Annotated in this window: 23 protein-coding genes; 3 read left to right on the top strand and 20 right to left on the bottom strand. The window is 44.5% G+C overall.

Going from position 1 to position 19,960, the window contains the following annotated elements; translation table 11 throughout:
• The first annotated feature begins 74 nt into the window (after window positions 1-74).
• Window positions 75-188, top strand: a complete 114-nt coding sequence (cmpA, locus tag UJ203_RS18940) for a cortex morphogenetic protein CmpA (protein WP_003225207.1) — start codon at window positions 75-77, stop codon at window positions 186-188.
• Between the two features lie 9 nt (window positions 189-197).
• On the opposite strand, the gene UJ203_RS18935 is transcribed toward cmpA, so the two are convergent.
• From UJ203_RS18935 to acpS, 14 genes are all read right to left on the bottom strand, one after another.
• The gene (locus tag UJ203_RS18935; protein ID WP_305934884.1) at window positions 198-2,357 is read right to left on the bottom strand and encodes a Tex family protein; all 2,160 of its coding nucleotides are present in this window, start codon (window positions 2,355-2,357) and stop codon (window positions 198-200) included.
• A 208-nt stretch (window positions 2,358-2,565) separates the two neighbouring features.
• Window positions 2,566-3,165 carry a phosphoserine phosphatase RsbX gene (rsbX, locus tag UJ203_RS18930; protein ID WP_044161719.1) on the bottom strand — a complete coding sequence of 200 codons (600 nt, stop codon included), beginning with the start codon at window positions 3,163-3,165 and terminating at the stop codon, window positions 2,566-2,568.
• Window positions 3,165-3,953 (bottom strand): RNA polymerase sigma factor SigB, encoded by a 789-nt coding sequence (gene sigB / locus UJ203_RS18925; protein ID WP_305934885.1) that lies wholly within the window; start codon window positions 3,951-3,953, stop codon window positions 3,165-3,167. Before sigB ends, rsbX begins: the two co-directional genes overlap by 1 nt.
• On the bottom strand, window positions 3,919-4,401 hold the full coding sequence (gene rsbW, locus UJ203_RS18920) for an anti-sigma B factor RsbW (protein WP_024120302.1): 483 nt from the start codon (window positions 4,399-4,401) through the stop codon (window positions 3,919-3,921). The genes sigB and rsbW overlap by 35 nt, the downstream gene beginning before the upstream one ends.
• Window positions 4,398-4,727 (bottom strand): anti-sigma factor antagonist RsbV, encoded by a 330-nt coding sequence (gene rsbV / locus UJ203_RS18915; protein ID WP_024120301.1) that lies wholly within the window; start codon window positions 4,725-4,727, stop codon window positions 4,398-4,400. The genes rsbW and rsbV overlap by 4 nt, the downstream gene beginning before the upstream one ends.
• Window positions 4,728-4,787: 60 nt before the next feature.
• Window positions 4,788-5,795: a phosphoserine phosphatase RsbU gene (rsbU, locus tag UJ203_RS18910; protein WP_105955158.1), complete on the bottom strand. Its 1,008-nt coding sequence runs from the start codon at window positions 5,793-5,795 to the stop codon at window positions 4,788-4,790.
• Window positions 5,796-5,806: 11 nt separating this feature from the next.
• The gene (rsbT, locus tag UJ203_RS18905; RefSeq protein ID WP_322013220.1) at window positions 5,807-6,208 is read right to left on the bottom strand and encodes a serine/threonine-protein kinase RsbT; all 402 of its coding nucleotides are present in this window, start codon (window positions 6,206-6,208) and stop codon (window positions 5,807-5,809) included.
• 3 nt (window positions 6,209-6,211) lie between these two features.
• Window positions 6,212-6,577 (bottom strand): RsbT antagonist protein RsbS, encoded by a 366-nt coding sequence (rsbS, locus tag UJ203_RS18900; protein WP_322013218.1) that lies wholly within the window; start codon window positions 6,575-6,577, stop codon window positions 6,212-6,214.
• Between the two features lie 4 nt (window positions 6,578-6,581).
• Window positions 6,582-7,406: an RsbT co-antagonist protein RsbRA gene (rsbRA, locus tag UJ203_RS18895; RefSeq protein WP_105955160.1), complete on the bottom strand. Its 825-nt coding sequence runs from the start codon at window positions 7,404-7,406 to the stop codon at window positions 6,582-6,584.
• A 115-nt stretch (window positions 7,407-7,521) separates the two neighbouring features.
• The gene (ndoA, locus tag UJ203_RS18890) at window positions 7,522-7,872 is read right to left on the bottom strand and encodes a type II toxin-antitoxin system endoribonuclease NdoA (protein WP_003156187.1); all 351 of its coding nucleotides are present in this window, start codon (window positions 7,870-7,872) and stop codon (window positions 7,522-7,524) included.
• A 4-nt stretch (window positions 7,873-7,876) separates the two neighbouring features.
• Window positions 7,877-8,158, bottom strand: a complete 282-nt coding sequence (gene endB / locus UJ203_RS18885) for a type II toxin-antitoxin system antitoxin EndoAI (protein ID WP_003225183.1) — start codon at window positions 8,156-8,158, stop codon at window positions 7,877-7,879.
• A gap of 117 nt (window positions 8,159-8,275) precedes the next feature.
• Window positions 8,276-9,445, bottom strand: coding sequence for an alanine racemase (alr, locus tag UJ203_RS18880; RefSeq protein ID WP_322013214.1), 1,170 nt, complete (start codon window positions 9,443-9,445; stop codon window positions 8,276-8,278).
• Window positions 9,446-9,561: 116 nt separating this feature from the next.
• Window positions 9,562-10,578 carry a LolA family protein gene (locus UJ203_RS18875; RefSeq protein WP_082687822.1) on the bottom strand — a complete coding sequence of 339 codons (1,017 nt, stop codon included), beginning with the start codon at window positions 10,576-10,578 and terminating at the stop codon, window positions 9,562-9,564.
• 165 nt (window positions 10,579-10,743) lie between these two features.
• A complete protein-coding gene (gene acpS, locus UJ203_RS18870; protein WP_105955161.1) occupies window positions 10,744-11,109 on the bottom strand; it encodes a holo-ACP synthase in 366 nt (121 codons plus the stop codon).
• Between the two features lie 94 nt (window positions 11,110-11,203).
• Between acpS and UJ203_RS18865 the strand changes: the two genes are divergently transcribed.
• Window positions 11,204-11,803, top strand: coding sequence for a rhomboid family intramembrane serine protease (locus UJ203_RS18865; protein WP_024120294.1), 600 nt, complete (start codon window positions 11,204-11,206; stop codon window positions 11,801-11,803).
• Here the strand turns inward: UJ203_RS18865 and UJ203_RS18860 are convergent.
• The 5 genes from UJ203_RS18860 to UJ203_RS18840 form a co-directional block, all read right to left on the bottom strand.
• Complete coding sequence (locus tag UJ203_RS18860) at window positions 11,800-13,281, bottom strand: PH domain-containing protein (protein ID WP_105955163.1); 1,482 nt, start codon at window positions 13,279-13,281, stop codon at window positions 11,800-11,802. The genes UJ203_RS18865 and UJ203_RS18860 overlap by 4 nt on opposite strands.
• The gene (locus UJ203_RS18855) at window positions 13,271-13,750 is read right to left on the bottom strand and encodes a PH domain-containing protein (RefSeq protein ID WP_305934887.1); all 480 of its coding nucleotides are present in this window, start codon (window positions 13,748-13,750) and stop codon (window positions 13,271-13,273) included. Before UJ203_RS18855 ends, UJ203_RS18860 begins: the two co-directional genes overlap by 11 nt.
• 184 nt (window positions 13,751-13,934) lie before the next feature.
• Complete coding sequence (gene cshA / locus UJ203_RS18850) at window positions 13,935-15,419, bottom strand: degradosome RNA helicase CshA (RefSeq protein ID WP_142391727.1); 1,485 nt, start codon at window positions 15,417-15,419, stop codon at window positions 13,935-13,937.
• Between the two features lie 423 nt (window positions 15,420-15,842).
• On the bottom strand, window positions 15,843-17,216 hold the full coding sequence (locus tag UJ203_RS18845; RefSeq protein ID WP_322013204.1) for a UDP-N-acetylmuramoyl-tripeptide--D-alanyl-D-alanine ligase: 1,374 nt from the start codon (window positions 17,214-17,216) through the stop codon (window positions 15,843-15,845).
• A 74-nt stretch (window positions 17,217-17,290) separates the two neighbouring features.
• Window positions 17,291-18,376 carry a D-alanine--D-alanine ligase gene (locus UJ203_RS18840; RefSeq protein ID WP_322013202.1) on the bottom strand — a complete coding sequence of 362 codons (1,086 nt, stop codon included), beginning with the start codon at window positions 18,374-18,376 and terminating at the stop codon, window positions 17,291-17,293.
• Window positions 18,377-18,529: 153 nt separating this feature from the next.
• On the opposite strand from UJ203_RS18840, the gene UJ203_RS18835 reads away from it, so the two are divergent.
• Entirely contained in the window at window positions 18,530-18,850 is a 321-nt protein-coding gene (locus tag UJ203_RS18835) for a thioredoxin family protein (RefSeq protein WP_010333104.1), read from the top strand.
• Window positions 18,851-18,864: 14 nt separating this feature from the next.
• Here UJ203_RS18835 and UJ203_RS18830 read toward each other — a convergent pair whose 3' ends face one another.
• Window positions 18,865-19,737 (bottom strand): cation diffusion facilitator family transporter, encoded by an 873-nt coding sequence (locus tag UJ203_RS18830; RefSeq protein ID WP_322013200.1) that lies wholly within the window; start codon window positions 19,735-19,737, stop codon window positions 18,865-18,867.
• Window positions 19,738-19,960: the final 223 nt, after the last annotated feature.

Here is a 19,960-nt window from a genome sequence, read left to right as displayed (position 1 = left end):
GGGACAATTCACTGTTCGCATACAATAGGGTAATCACCGCCCTCTTATGATAAAAGCTGAGGAGGAATGAGCCTATGCCAAATTGGCTGAAAAAGCAGATGCAAAAAGCATTCCTTGAAAAAGATAATTACCAAATTAAACTGCTGAATCAATGCTGGTATTTCTATAGGAAAAAACACTGCTCGTAAGCAGTGCTTTTATTTTACCATAGACAGTGACACTCTGCCTTTTTGTACATCGACACCGTCAACCCAAACCGTCACGATGTCACCGACTGATACAACATCAAGCGGATGCTTGACGAATTGATTGCTGAGTTTTGAAATGTGCACAAGCCCGTCCTGTTTGACTCCGATATCAACAAACGCTCCGAAGTCCACTACATTGCGCACGGTGCCCTGCAGCTCCATTCCTTCTTTCAGATCCTCCAGTTGAAGGACGTCTGTTTTCAGCAGAGGCTTAGGAACCTCATCACGCGGATCACGTTCAGGTCTTGTCAGCTGTTCACAAATGTCTTTCAGCGTAATTTCACCGATTCCCAGTTCCTTTGCTGTTTCAGAAAGCTCAAGTTTGTTGATTTTATCCTTCAATTCCGCCGTACCGATCTGCTCTGTTGAAAGACCGAGCTTTTTCAAAAGCGTTTTTGTTTCTTTATAGCTTTCCGGGTGGATTCCTGTTCTGTCCAGAGGCTCTGTCCCTTCCTGCACTCTTAAAAAGCCGATACATTGTTCATAGGTTTTCGCGCCGAGCCTTGGAATATCCTTCAGTTCTTTTCGATTCGAAAACTTTCCGAGCTCTTCCCGCTTTTTAACGATGTTGCCCGCTACGGATTTCGATAATCCCGCTACATATTGAAGCAGCGCGGCGGAAGCTGTGTTGACATTTACTCCTACCTGGTTTACGACTGTCTCGACGACAAAGCGCAGGGATTCATTTAAGCGTTTTTGGCTGACGTCATGCTGATACTGCCCCACTCCTACAGATTTCGGGTCAATTTTGACGAGTTCCGCAAGCGGATCTTGAAGTCTCCGTGCGATTGATACTGCACTGCGTTCCTCGACCTGAAGCTCAGGAAATTCTTCTCTGGCAAGCTCAGAAGCCGAATAGACGCTTGCCCCCGCTTCATTGACAATCACATAATAAATATCACGCGGCGTGTCCTTCAGCACGTCCACAATGAATTGCTCTGTCTCCCTGGAGGCCGTGCCGTTTCCAATCGCCACCATTTCCACTTGATACTCTTCAAGAATCGCTTTCACTTTCTCATGAGCTTCTTTCGTTTTTTTGACAGGCGCATGCGGGTAAATCACATCAATTTTTAAGACTTTCCCGGTTTCATCTGACACTGCCAGCTTACAGCCTGTTCGGAAAGCCGGATCTACACCGAGAACCGTCTTGCCTTTCATCGGCGGCTGAAGGAGAAGCTTTCTGAGGTTCTCAGAGAAAATATGAATCGCCTGTTCATCCGCTTTTTCAGACAGCTCTTTTCTGATTTCACGTTCAATGGCAGGCTGAATCAGTCTTTTGTAGCTGTCTTCAATCGTTTCCTGCAAAATTCCTTTTACAGACGTTGAACGGTTTTTGATGATTTGCTTTTCTAAGTAAGCCTTAATGTGATCTGCTGGCGGTTCGATAGACACCTTTAAAATGTCTTCTTTTTCGCCGCGGTTCATGGCAAGCACTCTGTGCGGAACGACCTTTGCGATTGGCTCTTCATACTCGTAGTACATTTCGTACACGTTTTTTTCATCTGTGTCTGCTGATTTTCCGGCAGCTGACTTGATCGTTCCTTTTTTAAAGGTTTCCTGGCGAATCCATTTTCTGAAATTCGGTTCGTCTGAGATTTGTTCCGCAATAATGTGCTTGGCGCCTTCAATGGCTTCTTCTCTGGTGAACACTTCTTTTTCTTCACTGATATATTGGTCTGCTGTTTCTGCAAGGCGGTCATCTTGCGGAAGAGTCATGATATAGTCAGCAAGCGGCTCAAGGCCTTTGCTTTTGGCGACTGTCGCTTTCGTTTTGCGCTTTTGTTTATACGGACGGTAGAGGTCTTCTACTTCCTGAAGTTTTACGGATTGGTCAATTTTGCGTTTTAATTCATCTGTTAGTTTATCCTGCTCAGCAATTAGTCTGATCACTTCTTCTTTTCGCTGATTCAGGTTTTGTATGTATTGCCATCGTTCAGAAATGGTCTGAATCTGAACCTCGTCCATTGAACCCGTCTGCTCTTTTCGATATCTGGCGATGAACGGAACTGTGTTGCCGTCCTCAAGCAGGCGGATGACGCTTTCAACATGTTTTTGTGATAAACCTATTTCTTTCGCAATTTGCTGTTTCAAAAGGGCTGACGTTTCCATGTAACCATAGCCTCCAATTTTGTCGTTCTTTCTCTAGTGTATCAAAAACAGAAAAAAACACATAAAAAAAGACAGCTGCCGCTGCCCGTATTTTTATTCATTTTTCAAGGTTTCTGTAAACCGCCGCTCAGAAAGTTCCGCAAGTCCCTTTTTAATAGACAATCACAAAAAAAGAAGCCGGCTTTCCCAGCTTCTTTTTTCTGCTCTTCTAGGACAGCTGCCCAAGAATATATGTCAGATCGTCTTTTCTTGATGTCGTGTACATTTTCAGTGAATTAGATATCTCTTCTACCGATTGGCCTTTTTTTAAGTGGGAGCGGATATCGGGTACGTTGAGTCCATCTGTATGTATAATGAACTTAGAACCCTTTTCATAGGTAGCGGTGTGCGTTTTGTATTTTTGCGGCTTGCCTGATAAATAGCCTGAAATCGGCAGAGGATAAAAGCTTTCACCAGACGGGGAATGCAGGATAAAACGTACATTTCCGACGGAGCAGTACGTAAACTGCCTTTGTTCAAAGTTGATTTTTAAGATAGAAGCTGTCGCCCCTCTTTTGTTTCTCATCGCCTGATTACAGCGTTCGATAATGCTTTGTACGTCTTCGTTCGCATAGTTTTCCACTAAGTCTTTGATTGCTGAAGAAGATTCGTTGGCAAGCGATCCGCTTCCAAGTCCGTCAGCTACCGCACAAATTAATTCTTTATCATCAGCTTTCATAAAAAAGCTGTCACCGCAAATGGATTTTCCTTCTTTATTCAGTTGGTATACAAGGGTTTGAATATGCTGGTTTTCTTCAACCTGGATCATTACATTAACTCCATGGAGGGATCTTCAATCAAGGCCTCTCTGAGCTTCTTCACAGCTTTGCGCTGCAGACGCGAGACGTGCATTTGAGATATACCGAGAATGTCCCCAGTTTCTTTTTGGCTTTTGTTTTGAATGTACGTTAGGTCTATGATTTGTTTTTCACGGTCTGAAAGGACATGAAGCACGCTTTGCAGCATCATTTTCTGGTTCACCCGTTCATATCCATCCTCCTGTGATCCGACGATATCGAGAATGGTAACAGTGCTTCCGTCCGCATCTGCTTCAATGCTGTGATCGACAGATAAGGCTTGATAGCTTTTGCCCATCTCCATGGTTTCAAGAACCTCTTCCTCTGATACATCGAGGAATTCAGCAATCTCTTCCACTTTCGGCGACCTTTGTGTTTCTGTCGTCAGCTGATCGACCGCCATTTTGATTCTCGGCCCCAGTTCTTTGATTCGTCTCGGAACATGAACGCTCCACGTCTTATCTCTAAGGAAACGTTTAATCTCCCCGATAATTGTCGGGATCGCAAAAGCTTCAAACGATTTGCCCACCACTGGATCGTAGCGTTTTATTGCGCCGAGAAGCCCGATCATGCCGACCTGGCGGAGATCTTCGTGGAAGCTTTTGCCCTTTGAGTATTTCTTCGCAAGCATATCAACCAGATTTGTATACACCTGCACAAGCGTTTCTTGCGCCTGTTCATCTTGTTTTGTTTGGTAATCGCTTATGAGCCGATCGACTTCATCCTTAGTTAGTTTCGTAGTTTTTGATGGTTGTGTCATGATCAACTCGCTCCCCATTTAAATACTTTGTCATCGCTACGGTGACGCCGGAGTTGTTTTGCACTCTGACTTCATCCATGAGCGTTTCCATTAAATATAGACCGAGCCCTCCTTCTGATAATTGATCGACTGTGTGTGAAGGTGTGTACGGCCCAAGATCCTGCTGCTTTTCATCAAAATCAAAGCTGTCGCCTTCATCCGCCACAATGACCTCTAAACGATCCTCGAACACACCGAATCGGATTGACACTTCCCCGTTTTTGTCTTCTTTATATGCGTGCTGAACCGCATTTGTACACGCTTCACTCACTGCGATTTTCAAATCTTCAATCTCATCGTACGTATAGCCCATTCTGCTAGCGACGCCTGACAGAGTCAGCCGTATAATCCCTACGTATTCAGGCTGGGCCGGCACTTTCATTTCGATGTAATCAGCTTTGTTCTTCATTGCACTCCACCTTCTGACTTTGCAGAAATATCAATGATGTCCTTTAGACCTGTAATTTCAAACAGACGGATCAGGCGGTCAGACAGATTTTCAAGCTTGAGCGAACCGCCTTGTTTTTTCACTGTTTTAAATACACCTACAAAGACGCCAAGCCCGGTACTGTCCATGTAGCTGACATCCTTCAGGCAAATCCTTAAGTCAGCGCCTTGTTCTGCCAGAGGAACGAGTTTTTCTCTGAGAACCGGAGCTGAATACACATCAATTTCTCCTGCAATGTTTACTTGTATATCATTCACATTCTGTCGCACATCAACATTTATATTCATTCATATCACCTCAAAGTATCCTTTAAATCATAGTTGTTGTATACCCTCGGCTGGCAAACGCTAAACCTTTCTTCTTAAAACAATTAACGTAAAATCATCATGAAGCTGAAAATCCTGCAATTTGAGGAGGCTGTCATATATGTTTTTGACCATTTCCTGCGCAGAGCAACACATATGTTCCTCAATGAGCTTCTGTATATCAAGGCGCTCCAAGAAACCGTTTTCTGTCCTGCATTCTGTAACGCCGTCAGAAAATAAAACAATCATATCTCCCTTTTCGAGATACTGGTCAAATTGCCGGTAGTCATAATCCTGCGAGATCCCGAGAACCAGCCCTTTAGCTTCTAAATCGTAAAATGCATTGTCTTTTTGAGAATAGTAGAATCCCGGTTCATGCCCCGCTGAAGCATATGTAAATCGATGACTGTCCGTATTGTAATTGGCATAAAACATCGTAATAAACATACTGGCATCAACGTTTTGTTCAACAACACGATTCAAGTTTTTCAGCACCTGTGAAGGGTGAATGCCCGTTTCCGGCAAAGAATCCATCGCGTATTTAATCATAGACATACATAAAGCTGCCGGAATTCCTTTGCCGATGACGTCAGCAATGGCAATATTAATGGACTCTTTGTCTTTAACAAAATGGTAATAATCACCGCTCATCTGTTTGGCGGGCACACTGATCGCGCCGATGTCCAGCGCTTCTTCCTCAGGAATTTTTGTTCCTAGAAGCGTCTGCTGTACATTAGCTGCGATTTCAATTTCTGATTTAATTTCCTGCTGTATCCCTCTGAGGGTTTGATGCTCCTGATAAGCCATTCCATATCCAATCATGACTTCTATTAAAAAATCCAGCGAATGAAAAACATCTTCCGGGAGACTCGGATACAGCTCCTTCAGCACTTTTCGGTGAATGCTGATGATTTCTTCCGGAGGAATTTGATGCTCGATTGTTTTTCGGCTGAATTTTTGGGCTTGATATAAAGATGTTTCTGTTAATTCGGCTATATAACGGCTAAGCAGCTGATGGTACCGCTGCTCAATAACCTCCCTAAAATCCACTTTCTAACCTCCTACCGAAGCCACTTTATGGCTTGTATCTCTGTTCCTTCCCCCGTTACGGAATTTAAGCTAAATTCATCCATCAGCCTTTTCACGCCGGGAAGTCCCGCTCCCAGTCCGCCTGACGTTGAAAACCCGTCTTCCATGACTTTTCGGATATCAGGAATTCCCGGCCCTTTGTCTTCCGCTATAATTTTCAGGCCCTTTTTTCCTCTTTCTGCGACCTGTTCAATTCCAATCTGGCCTTTGCCGGCATATAAATAAATGTTCCTGGCTAATTCTGATATAGCCGTTGTGATCCTTGCTTGGTCTACAGTGCCGAACCCCAGCTCTTTTGCAACGTTTCGCCCAAGCTGTCTGGCGGCCACGATATCCCATTCTGTCATGATCTTTACACAGGATTGGTCGTTCATTCGCTATTCCCCCAATTCCCGCTTCAATGTCTCAAGCCCTTGCTCTAAGTCGAGCGCCGTTTCGATTTCCTCAAGCGCGATTCCAAGTTCAATCAACGTCACCGCAACGGCGGGCTGAATGCCGGTTAAGACAACTTTTGCGCCCATTAACTTAGACATAGTGATGACATCGCCCAGCACTTTGGCGATAAATGAATCAATCATGTCCACAGATGTCAGGTCAATGACGACCCCGTTGGCACCTGTTTCGTATATTTTATTTAATAAGTCTTCTTGAAAGCGCAACGCAGTTTGATCATCAAGTTCCCATTGAATGGATACTAATAAGCAGTTATACAGTTTCAAGATCGGGATTTTCGGATGTCTCACAATGTTATTCCCCCAATGAAACGATTTTTCGATCCGTGATTTCCAATGCTGTTTGAATTCCTTTTTGCAGGGTATTCTTAGTAATAACTTGGGATAAATCAATGCCCAGATTGACGATGGTCTGAGCAATTTCCGGACGGATTCCGGCGAGCAGGCATTTCGCTCCGACAAGCCTTACCGCTTCAGACGCCTGAATAATATGATGGGCAACCATCGTATCGACGACAGGCACACCGGTAATATCGATCAGCACGACTTGGGAACGGTGTTTGACAACGCCGTTAAGCAAATTCTCCATAATTCGTTTTGCGCGTTCCGTATCAATCGTTCCGACCAGCGGCATTACCGTTATATTTTCAAAAACCGGGATCAGCGGCGCAGAAAGCTCCTGCAGTGCGATTTTTTGCAGGGATACTGTTTTTTCCCATGAGATGGAGTACTGATTAAAAATTTCTGTATTAATCGGACTGAAGAAGCGGTCAATCTGCCAGATTAATTCCGTACTCTCTTGATCTGGCAATCTCTTATCGTTCATCTTCGTGTAGAGACGCTTCCAGAATTCAGCAAGCGCCGTAGCCAGAAACTTCAAAGAAAGTCCGATTTGGACGGCTCTCAGCGCCAGTTCGCTGATTTGGCTTTCAGCAGCGCTCTCATCATTAACAGATGAAAGCAGAATGTCGATATATTCTTTAGATATATTTTCATAAACTTGGTCAGTCAGCTGATATGATTCTTGTTCACTTAATTCTTTTAGTGTGTCAGTCCACAATTGAAGCAGTTCATTTTGATTTTCGGCTATGAACTGATAGACAGTCTGATTCGACATCAAATTCGCTTACCTCCCGATAAAAAACAACATATTTTTTCGTTATTCCACTATTATATCGTTAATGTTTTTTGAAAACAAAAAAAGTTGCTCTATTTGAGCAACCAGGTAAATATTACTAAAAATCAATGAGTGCCAAACTGATCTGTAAGGCTTCATCAACCTTATCCATCATTTCATCATCCAGATGAGTAATCTTATCCGTTAACCTTTGCTTGTCAATCGTCCGAATTTGCTCCAGCAAAATAACGGAATCTCTTTCAAAACCGTAGCGTTTTGCATCAATTTCGACGTGGGTTGGTAATTTCGCTTTCTGTATTTGGGCTGTTATGGCTGCAACAATAGCAGTTGGGCTGAAGCGATTTCCGATGTCATTTTGGATCACTAAAACCGGGCGCACCCCGCCTTGCTCTGAGCCAACAACAGGAGATAAATCAGCAAAATAAACATCGCCGCGTTTCACAATCAAATGATTATCCTCCGCTGACTAAGCGCTCAACTGTCGTTTCAGCCTCGCACTCCGCAAAGTGAGCCTCGGAAGAAATGTTCAGGTTGATTTTCGCCATTTCCATATAGCCGCGTCTCATCAAATCACGGTTGTGACGAGTTGTTCGTTCGCTGACATAGGCTCTCACTGCTTGTGATATCAGTTCGTTTCTGCTTCGTTTCTCCCGCATCGCTACACCATCCAATTCAGCTACTAGGTTTTCGGGCAAGCTGATTTTCATTTCGGTTCTTGCGCTGGATTCAGACAAAAAACATACACCTCCACCAAACTTACGGATACGACTCTTTTATCCATCCAGTGATAATGATACCATTATTCACTCTTCAAGCAAAGCTGTTTTAAAAATTCTCTATCGTGATATGAGCTATTCGCTTGCATTCCCCTGCAATAAAGGGTTTCTTACTTCCATTATACTCCCATTTTCCAAAAACATACGGGGAACGCGGGAACTTATTGTACAAGCCACCTCGTAGTTAATGGTTTCGAGCCTGCCTGCGACCTCATCCATGGAAATATATTCATCCCCCTGGCAGCCGATCAATGTGACTTTTGAGCCCGGCGGATATTCCTGATCCAGCTCCACCATAAATTGGTCCATGCAGATTCGGCCGGCGATTTTCAGCCGTTTTCCTTTCACGAGTATCTCTGTTCCCTTTAATTGGCGGAGCCAGCCGTCCGCATAGCCAACGGGTACCGTTCCGATCCATGTGTCTTTTTCCGCTGTGTATTCCGCCCCGTAGCTGACACTTTCCCCTTTATGTACCTTTTTGACATGCGACAGGGTCGAATGCAGGGTGAATGCGGGACGCAGTTTAAACGGGATTTCATCGGTAATTTCCGCTGACGGACGCAAGCCGTACATGCCGATGCCAAATCTGACCGCGTTAAAAAAGCCTTTTTTCAGACGCAGGCCGGCGGCGCTGTTGGCGCAGTGAACCATCAGTTTCTTTAAAGGCAGAGGAGCAATCAATTCTTTAAAGCGTTCAAACTGCATCAGAAAGTAGTCTCTTTGTTTTTCATCAGCAGTCGCAAAATGAGTGAAGACCCCTTTGCATTTTAAGCCCGGGTTGCGCTCCATAATTTTCATCACATGATGAATCTCTTCTTCTGTTTTCACGCCGAGCCTGTTCATTCCCGTATCGACTTTCAGATGAAAATGAAGGGAAGCTTTCTTGAGGTGGCGCGCAGCTTCCTGAAGCCATTCAACAGAATAACCCGTTAACGTCACGTCGTATTCCGCCGCGATTTTCACATACTCCGGAGGAACCGCGCCGAGCACCAATATAGGCGCTTTCAGGCCCCGCTGGCGAAGAGAAATCGCTTCATCCAAGATCGCCACGGCTAAGCATGAAGCACCTGACTCAAGAGCCGCCTTCGCTACTTCGGCATCCCCATGTCCGTAGGCATTTGCTTTCACAACCGCCATCAGGTGGACATGTTCACCGATGTGTTTTTTCATATTACTGACATTTTCTTTAATCGCGGACAGATCAATTTCCGCCCACGTGTCTCTGTAAAAAGGTTTTGTGCTCATTTATGACACTTCCTAGCGTTTATTCAATATCATTTACATATCATACTAAAATTATAGGGCAAAGTGAAATTCTGCCTGACGAAAAAAAGGCCAAATTTGATTCGGCCTTTAGGAGATTATTTGGATGATTGTCCCTTCATGCTTTTGGCGACTGTCACCATCTCCTCTTGTGAAAGATCTTTTGATGACAGAAGATAATCCACGCCTTCGTAAGTCCATGTTAGCGAAGCATCTGACAAAGCGCCGATTGTGTAGCCGAGATTAACCGGCTCCGCGTTCAGCGTGACTGAGGAGGACGCTTTCGCAACCTGGGCTTTTTCCTGAATTAAGGTAAACGATTTTTCTCCGCCGTAAGTCATGATGACGCGCTTGCCATCTTCCGTTGAAATATCTTTTTCTTCAAGCAGTTTTACGCCTAGCGGCAGTTCAAGCGGCGTTTTGACGGCAAAAGAGTCGGAAGGCTTCGCGCTAGTGGCGACATCCATTTGAGAAAGGGTCATATTTTTCTTTTCATCAAAGGACTCTTTGTCGAATTGCTTATTGAATTGGAAGCTGCTGAACTCTACTTTCACCATCACTTTTCGGTCGGTATCCATGACTTTGACAGATAGCGGGCTCATGTCCTTCTTGTTAAATGTGATTTCTTGTGTCGGAAGCATTTTGTTATGCTGATAGTTGGTTTTTGTTTCAAATACGTATTCTGATTCTTTTGAAGTGAAGACTGCATCCGAATCGTTTTGAATATCCTTCACTAGCGATTCAAACAAATAGACTTGGCTGCTGTTGTTTGGCCAGTCGCTTTGAAATCTGAAGCTCTTATTTAAAGACGGTGTGAGAACAAATACTCCGTTTTCGTTTCGTAAAATGACTTGGTTTTGGTCCTTTTTCGGATTTTCCAGATAGACCCGATACAGAGACGGTTTTTTGTGCCAGATTTCCACATTGTATACTTGCGGGTCACTCCCTGTCTCAATGGTCATTTTTGCTTTTGCTTTGTACGAGGTATATTCTTTCGCCTTCTCGTCCAGCCCGGTAACAACATCTTCCTGTGATTTTTGTCCGCAGGCAGAAAGAATAAGGACAGCCAGCAGTCCCGTTAAAAGCAAAACAAAGCTTTTTCTCACCTTTTTCAACCCCTTTTTCTCAATTGATGTAAAAGGAAGAAATCGCTTGTTTGACTTTAACGGTACGCTCGGTACACGGTTAAACAGAACAGAGGCGTACCATAAAAGCCTCAAACAACTCGTCTCCCTTAATGCATTATCAAATATATGAGAGGGGTGTCCCTAATATGCAGACTAGCTTGACAACCTTTCAATGACAACCTGTGCAGCCGCATATTCCTTCGTATGAGTGATTGATACATGAACGGCGGCTTGGCTCAGCTTTGCGCAAACAATAAAAGGCTTGCCATTCGAATCTTTTGTCACTTCAATGTCTTGAAAACTTAGATTCTTGCCTATTCCTGTGCCGAATGCTTTCGAAAAAGCTTCTTTTGCCGCAAATCTCCCTGCGAGAAATTCAATTTTTCTTTTCTCAGAAAGCTCATGATACTGAGTAAGTTCGCCGCCTGTTAAAATACGCTCGGCAAATCGTTTCTGGCGATCGGCCATTGAAGCGATCCGCTTAAGCTCCACGATGTCTAATCCTATACCGTAAATCATGTTTTACACCCTCCTTTGCGCTTGTACTATTTGAATGGTTTGTCTCATAAACGTGTTACTATAGAAATACCAAAATGAAGAAATGGGGCTCGGCATGTTTATACGGACTGAAAACTTTCAAACCTTTATCAGGCTTTATCCCGTTGTCACCTTTATATTGGCTGCTCAGGCCGTTCTCTGGCTGTTCTTTTCACTTCCTGTTCCTTCAGTCGTGTTGTGGAGAGACGCTGTCACAGGCTATAACCTTGGCGTCGCTAACGGTGAATGGTGGCGGCTGGTCACGCCGATTTTTCTTCACGCAGGGTTTACCCATCTGCTGTTTAATTCAATGTCCATCTTTTTATTTGCGCCGGCTCTGGAACGAATGCTCGGAAAAGCGCGTTTCCTTCTTGTGTATGCAGGCTCCGGAATGATCGGAAACATCGGCACGTATTTTACAGAACCGCTTGATTATGTGCATGTCGGAGCTTCCGGCGCGATCTTCGGGCTGTTCGGCGTTTATCTGTTTATGGTTCTTTATCGTAAAGAGCTGATCGGGCAGGACAACTCCAAAATGATTATCACATTGCTTGCCTTTGCCGTTCTCATGTCGTTTATCAACTCCAATATTAACATGATGGCCCACCTGTTTGGACTTTGCGGCGGGTTTCTCCTGTCTTTTTTATGTGTGCAAAAAAAAGAGCGGCGGTATTAACCGTCCGCTTTTTCATATGAGTACCAGTTTAAAATGAAATCTGCATCCTCTTCTCCCACATCTCTCACCGTTAATTCTTCCATATGGCTTGACGATTTTACCGAGGTGGAAATGGTATACAGCTTCCCCTTCTTTTGAAAATAAGATTGGCTCGCTTTGCATACCTGCATTCGCTTTCTCAACACAATTGCAGTCGTTCTGCCGATAAATCTCGATGTCAGCTGGAGGCGGTCTCCGCTGATCACCCAGGCCGCATCTTTATAAGCAAGATACCCGAAAAACAATTCAATCGGCAGCAGGACAATCGAGAGATAACCCCATGGCTGAAAGAAAATACACAGCGGAATGATGAAAAAGATGGAGAAAATGGTTGAGCGGAATAAGTACCGCTTCAATGCGCGCCGCGGCAGATGGCGGCGATTTTCTTCCAGCGTGTATTCCGGCGTAAAAGTACGCAGCATGCCGGGAAGCTTTTTTTTGTGGATCATCGGAAACAGAATGGTCGAAGCGCCCTCTGCTTTTTCCGGGTCTCCTCCGCCGCCCGCGCTGACGATTGACACCGTCGCAAAACCGAAAAGCTGGCGGATGATGTTTTCTTTTATTTTGATGGCTTGTATTTTGCGAAGCGGTATGGTGACTTGGTGTTTTTCAATAATACCCCTTGAAATCACCAATTCCTGCTCTTTTTTCATGATTTGAAAGTTAGCATATTTGAACATCATGCCGGCTATGCTGAGAATCCAGGTGATAAACAAACCAATAAATATAAGCACGGCGTATATGCCTATGTTGGCGTGCTGCAGAAAGGAGAATTTTTTGAAGAGCCAATCCATCGGCAGCACCTCATCCAGCTGAGAAATGAGCGCAAATACAGCAGAGATAATCACGCCGATTCCTCCGGATGTTGAAGCGGCCATAAGTAATTCTTTTGCATTCATGCTGTAGTTCACCTGCGGCTCTGCATCCGGGAGCGCCTCTTTATCTCCTGACAGGCCTTCATCGGTATCCGTTGAATTTCTTTCTGCTTTTTTCTTAAATACGGCTTCTTTGATTCTTTCAGCTTCTTCAACTGAAATAGCCGACAATACCGCTTCCGCCTCTTTGCCGCCGCCAGCCGTTTCAATTTGCAGTTTGACGAGCTTGAAAATTTGCTGGACCACACCCGCACTCGTATTCATCGTTTGAATCCGGTCAATCGATATATACCTCTTTTTCGTCACAAACAAGCCTTCTTCGATTCTGAATTCATCATCTTCGATTCGATAGGAAAACTTTCTCCATTTGATGATGCTTGCTGCCACGAGCCAGATGAACAAAACGCCGAGCGCGATGGCTCCGTAAAAACGGACAGTGTGATTAGAGTTCACGATATATACAAAAAAGAATGGCAGAATAATATTTTTTATCGTTTGAATAATGGTATGGGATAAATTCAAAATGACTGCCGCCGGGTGAAGGCGTTTCGGTTCAGACATCATCGTCAGTCACCCTTGCCAGGCGCGAAATGGAGTCTCTCAGCTGATCCGCTTCCTCCATCTCTAAAGCAGGAATTGAATGCACAGTTGCCGCCGTGGAGATTTTCACTGTTGCCAGATTGTATTTTCTTAATAACGGCCCTTGTGAGGTATCTACGTGCTGAACCCTGACCATCGGCACGATCACGCGTGTCACAACAAAGATACCTGATTGAATATCTATTTCGTTTTCATGAACTTCATAACGCCACACTTTGTGCCGGATCTTTGGAATCAGATAAATCGTCACAACCGAACCCAGCAGCCAAACTGCGCCGAGCACGCCGCTGATCCAGTACGGCCAATGGAAAAAATAACTTAACACTGCAACTGCTATGACAATAAGCAAGCAGACAGCGGAAATGATTATCTCTTGAAGTCGCCAAACCTTTAATCCGTCTGGACTGATTTGGTTTTTTGGCTGCTCTCTCAAAATACCTACCTCCCGTTTTTATCATCGTTACTTATTACGCGCTTATGCAGAAAAAGTTTCATCTTTAAGCATACATAGAAAAAACGGTTCCGTCAGCTGAAAGTTTGCTTAATGGCCATGAATTTTTGAACATAAAAAAAGCCCAAAACAACTCATGTTTTAGGCTCTTATATTCTTTACAGAATTAGTATGATTTTTTCTGGCGTCTGTCACCTGAAGAACGGCGATCGTTTGAACGCTTTTTATCATAGGAAGAACGGTTGTTGGTTTTCCCTTTACCGCCGCGGTAGCCGCCGCCTTGTCCGTCTCTTCGTTTGGAAGTGCGTTGGTTTTTGTAGCGTTTGCTGATCATCGGCGCTTCGTCCGTCAAGCGAACAGGCGTGCTGTCCGGCTCTTTTGTAGCCATTTTGATAGCCGCTGCAACCACTGTCACTGCATCATGATCTTCAAGCAGCTCAGCTGCCGCTGTCATGTAGAAGTTCAAGTTGTTTTCGCTGATTGTCGTACGAAGACGGTCAACTGTAACCTGCTGCTGGCCTTCTAACGCTTCATCAAGTGTCGGCTCTTTCATGCGGTCCATTTTGCGTTTCGTTGTTTGTTCAATTGCGCGAAGCATGCTTTTCTCACGCGGTGTGATAAACGTCATCGCCATACCTGTTTTACCTGCGCGGCCTGTTCTTCCGATACGGTGAACATAGCTTTCAGGATCTTGAGGCACGTCGAAGTTGTACACGTGTGTAACACCTGAGATATCGAGTCCGCGAGCTGCAACATCAGTTGCAACAAGTACTTCGATTGCACCTTCTTTAAATTTGCGAAGCGCAACCATACGTTTCGCCTGCGTTAAATCACCGTGAATTCCTTCAGCTGCATATCCGCGAAGGTTCAGGGCTTCTGCCAGTTCATCAACACGGCGTTTTGTACGGCCGAATACAATCGCAAGCTCAGGAGACTGAATGTCAAGAAGACGAGTCAGTGTGTCGAACTTTTTACGTTCCTGTACTTCCAAATAGAACTGCTGAATGTTAGAAACAGTCATTTCTTTTGCTTTTACTTTTACGTGTTCAGGCTCAGTCATGAAACGCTCTGCAATGCGTTTGATCGGCGCTGGCATTGTAGCTGAGAACAGAAGCGTCTGATGCTCGCTCGGCACATTTGAAAGAATTGATTCGATGTCGTCGATGAATCCCATATTCAGCATTTCATCCGCTTCATCCATTACAACAGTATTTACATTGTTTAAACGAATAGTGCGTCGGTTAATGTGGTCAAGAAGACGTCCCGGTGTTCCGACAATGATATGCGGATTTTTCTTTAACGCCCGGATTTGTCGTCCAATATCCTGCCCACCGTAAATAGGAAGAACTTTCGCACGTTTATCTTGTCCGATTTTATATAATTCTTCAGATACTTGAATGGCTAATTCACGGGTTGGTGCGATTACGATTGCTTGAATATTAGGAGACTCGGGGTTAATTTTCTCAACAAGGGGTATACCAAACGCAGCTGTTTTACCTGTACCTGTTTGCGCTTGTCCAATGACATCTTTATTTGAAAGTCCGAGCGGAATCGTTTGTGCCTGAATCGGCGTTGCTTCTTCAAATCCCATACGGTTAATTGCCTTCATGAGATCAGAACTTAATTGAAAATCTTGAAACGTTATAGTCAAATTATTCAAACTCCTTCTAATTGCTGTTTCAGTAATGTCGTGATTTACCACTTAAAAACTGCCCTCCATGGAAAAAGGACAGGATCCTTACGTATACAAAGCCCGAATTACTTTAAGTTTTATCTTACCATTACACTACTTGTTTTTCAATAACGCGGTAAGCAGATCAGCATTTTGAATGCGCTCGCTGACCTGCTAACCAAATATGCCGGACGATGCCCAATCCCGCTCCTTGTGTCCGCGGAAAACCTAAGGTCAGCGGATGGCGGTCCGTACACATATTTTCGTATCGCGAAATAAACCTGTCATTATTGTACCATAGCCTCAGCCGGTCATACATACATTATTTCGGAGCGGCATACATTAGTGTCTGCACATCATTTTTATTTTATGATTGCAATCTGCTTTTTTTCGCAGGATTTTTTAAGAAAACGGGCTCTCCATTAAATCTTTAACGATTTCTTCAAGCTTCATACCTCGTGACGCCTTGAATAAAACCAAATCTCCTTTTGATGCTTTATTCTTCAGGGCCTGAGTGAGATCTTTTTTGTCGCTGAAGTGGCTGATGCGTTCTTTGCCAAAATGTTCCATCGCACCTTCCGCGATAAATGCCCCCAGTTTTCCATACGTAAAGACGTGGTCAATTTTGTCCGGGCTGATCACAGCGCCGCATTCTTTATGGAACGTTTCTTCAAGATCGCCGAGTTCAAGCATGTCTCCGAGCACGACCATTTTCTTCCCGTATCCTTCAAGGCTTTCTGTCAGTTGGATTGCAGCCTTCATCGACGTCGGGCTCGCATTATAAGCGTCATTAATAATAGAAATGCCGCTGTCTGTTTTCATCAATTCAAGTCTCATGCCGGTGACCTTCAGGCCGCTTAATCCTTTTGCCGCATCCTCAGGCGTGATGCCGAAATAAGCCCCTGCGGCGATTGCCGCCATGGCGTTCATCACATTATGTTTGCCCAGTATAGGGATGAAAAACGTTTTTTCTATGCCTTTGATCGTAAAATGGGTTCCCGCTTCACTCTGGCTGACATCCCGCAGCTGATAATCGTTTTGCGCCCCAGTACCATACGTTTTCGTTTGGCAGCTGTAGTCCTTTTGCAAGAGCGGTTCGTCTCCGATATAAATCAGCACACCGTCTTCTTTCAGGCCGTTGATAATTTCCAGTTTCGCTTCCGCAATGCCTTCTCTTGAACCAAGATCCTGCATGTGGGATTCGCCGATATTTGTTATCACTGCCGCATCCGGATTTGCCAGGCGGCTCAGGAGGTCAATTTCTCCTTTTGCGCTCATTCCCATTTCCAGTACGGCAATTTCTGTATCTTCTGGCATCGCTAACACTGTAAGCGGCAGCCCGATATGGTTGTTGAAGTTTCCTCCTGTTTTATGGACGCGGTACCGCGTTTGCAGGACAGTGTGAATCATGTCTTTGGTCGTCGTTTTGCCGTTGCTTCCTGTTACCCCGATGACACGTGTGCCCAGCTCCTGTAAATAAGCTTTTGCAAGCTGCTGGAGCGCAGACAATGTATCTTCCACCAGAATCACAGCTTGATTCTCGGGCGGATTTGGTTCCGAGCGGTTCCACAGAACGGCAGACACACCAGCTTCAAAAGCCTGCGGCACAAAAGTGTGGCCATTAAAATGCTCCCCTTTCAGCGGGATGAAAAGCTGATTGCTTTCCAGCTTTCTTGTATCTGTAGCAACTCCATGAATGACTGTATTTTCATATTGCGGGTTTGTCAGTGTGCCTTTGACCATTTCGGCAATTTTTTTTACGGTTCGCTTAATCAAGTAAGGTCCCTCTCTTTCTTTTGGTGATATACGGGAAAAGACACTGCCCTTTTACCGGCAGTGTCCGTCTTCATTTAGAATGTATGTTTAATCAATTGTTTTTCAGCGTGGCGTTCTTTAGCCAGCTCTACAAGCTGTTCAATGATGTCAGCGTATTCAACTCCGGCTTCTTTCCAGAGAAGCGGGAACATGCTGAACGGTGTAAAACCAGGCATCGTGTTTACTTCATTGATCAGCACTTCTCCGTCAGCTGTCAGGAAAAAGTCCGCTCTGACAAGTCCTGAACCGTCAATTGATTTAAACGCTCTGATCGCCATGTCACTGATTTTCGCGTATTCCTCATCTGTTACAGTCGCAGGAATAATCAGGTCAGTGTCTCCATCCTCGTATTTCGCTTTGTAATCGTAAAAATCTGTCTTAGGTGCGATTTCTCCAACTGCAGAGCATTTAGGATTATCATTTCCGAGAACGCCGATTTCAATTTCGCGGCCGTTGATGCCTTCTTCTACTACGACTTTCCGGTCATATTGGAACGCCAGCTCAAACGCTTTTTGCAGTTCTTCACGGTTTCGGCATTTGCTGATTCCGACGCTTGAGCCAAGGTTGGCCGGCTTCACGAAGCAAGGGTAGCCCAATTCTTGTTCTACTTGCTCGCAGCTTTCTTCCGGAGAACGAGTCCAGTCTTTTTTAAGGAAGGCTGTGTATTTCGCCTGCGCAAGGCCGGCTTGCGCAAACAAATGCTTCATGACAACTTTATCCATACCAGCTGAGGAAGCGAGCACGCCGTTGCCGACATAAGGAATATTTAAAAGTTCAAGCATTCCCTGGATCGTTCCGTCCTCTCCGTTCGGGCCGTGCAGGAGCGGGAAGACGACATCAATTGCTTCATTTTGCTGTGACACTTCCTGCGGAAACATTTCCTGGTTGAGAGCAGATGGAGAAAAAGCAGTTCCGCCCTGCTCAAGCTGAAGCATTTTTACGTTGGAAACAGGCTCTGTTAAACGTGCGCCCCTTATCCATTCGCCTTTTTCAGTTATATAAATTGGATGTATATCAAACTTCTCAGTATTTAGCGCTTTTGTTACAGCCAGAGCTGTCTGAAGCGAAACATTATGTTCGGCTGACTTACCGCCGTACACTAATCCTAGACTTGTTTTCAATGGATACTCCCCCCACTACAATTCATCTTTACTATCTTATCACTTTCACAAGAAAATGATCTAATTATTTTTGGGCATGCTGAAGCTGAGTGCATTTGTATGTAATTCCTTTTTATTTTATATTAAAATGGCATTGAAAAGGAGATGTGACATATGAAAAAAATCACAACAAAAGAACAATTTAATGAATTGATTCAATCTGATAAAGAAATCATTGTAAAGTTTTATGCTGATTGGTGCCCTGACTGCACACGCATGAATATGTTCATCGGCGATATTTTGGAAACGTACAATCAAAACGATTGGTACGAGCTGAATAAGGACGAGCTTCCTGAACTGGCTGAAACATATCAGGTAATGGGTATTCCAAGCCTGCTCATTTTCAAAAATGGAGAAAAAACAGGCCATCTTCACAGCGCCAATGCCAAAACGCCTGAAGAAGTGACTGAATTCTTATCAGAACATATAAGCTAATTCGATAAGCAGCCCTATTTTATGTCGTCGGGCTCTACGTGAACATGAACATGAGTGACATCGTGTTCATGTTTTATTTTGTTTTCTACCTCATCTGCGACCCCATGGCCTTCCTCTACTGTCAGCTTTGGATCCACTGTAATGACCATCTCTATATGTACTGTGCTGCCCAAGTATCGCGCTTTCACGTCCTTAAGACGATGCACATTTTCTATCCGGCCGACAGTCTGTTTATAAGGCTCAAGATCTTTCAAGTGAAACCCGTCCGTTAATGAATGCGAAGCGTCTTTGAAGATATCCCAGGCTGTCTTGCAAATGATGATTCCGATAATAAAAGCCGTAACCGGATCTATCCAGGCCAGCTGCAGCTGGGACGAAAAAACACCGATAAACGCTCCGGCACTGACAAATGCGTCTGACCTGCTGTCCTTCGCCGCCGCCATAAGTGCAGAGCTTTTAATGGATGCTGCGAGTCTTTTGTTATATAAATAGATGCCGTACATAAACACTGCACTGCCTAAAGCCGTCCACGCCGCGATAAGGCTTGGCGTTGCTGATGTGCCGCCCGCAATCGCTTTTCCTCCGCCGATTAACACTTCAATTCCAACAGCCATCATAATAAAAGACGCAATAAGGGACGAAATTGTTTCAGCCCTATAATGGCCATATGGGTGGTCACTGTCAGCCGGCCTTTGGGAAATACGCAGTCCGATCAGCACCGCTATTGACGCCACAATATCTGTCCCATTGTTTAACCCGTCTGCTCTCAGCGCTTCAGAATGATACAGGATTCCGATTGTCAGCTTTACAGCAGCAAGAATGATATATGCCAAAATATTGAGGAGTGCTCCTTTTTCTCCCTTTTTAAGATTATCTGTCCTCCCCATTGAATACCAGCCTCCATTCTATTACATAGTATGGTTAAAAACATGAAAAATAGCAGCAGCGATCCTCAACGGGGAGGGAAATTTCGACAGCAAATTATTGCCCGGGAAACTTTTTGTCGATATGTTGAAGGTTTGCTTACTTACGAAAGAATAGGACTGTTTTCACCTTTACAGGCTGTGGCGGACATTGTATACTGAGGTTAATTGATAATGATTATCAATA

Source organism: Bacillus sp. V26, from assembly GCF_034296245.1.
GTDB classification, from domain to species: Bacteria; Bacillota; Bacilli; order Bacillales; family Bacillaceae; genus Bacillus; species Bacillus halotolerans.
Note: the sequence above shows the minus strand (reverse complement) of the source record. Positions and strands in the feature narration are given on the sequence as shown.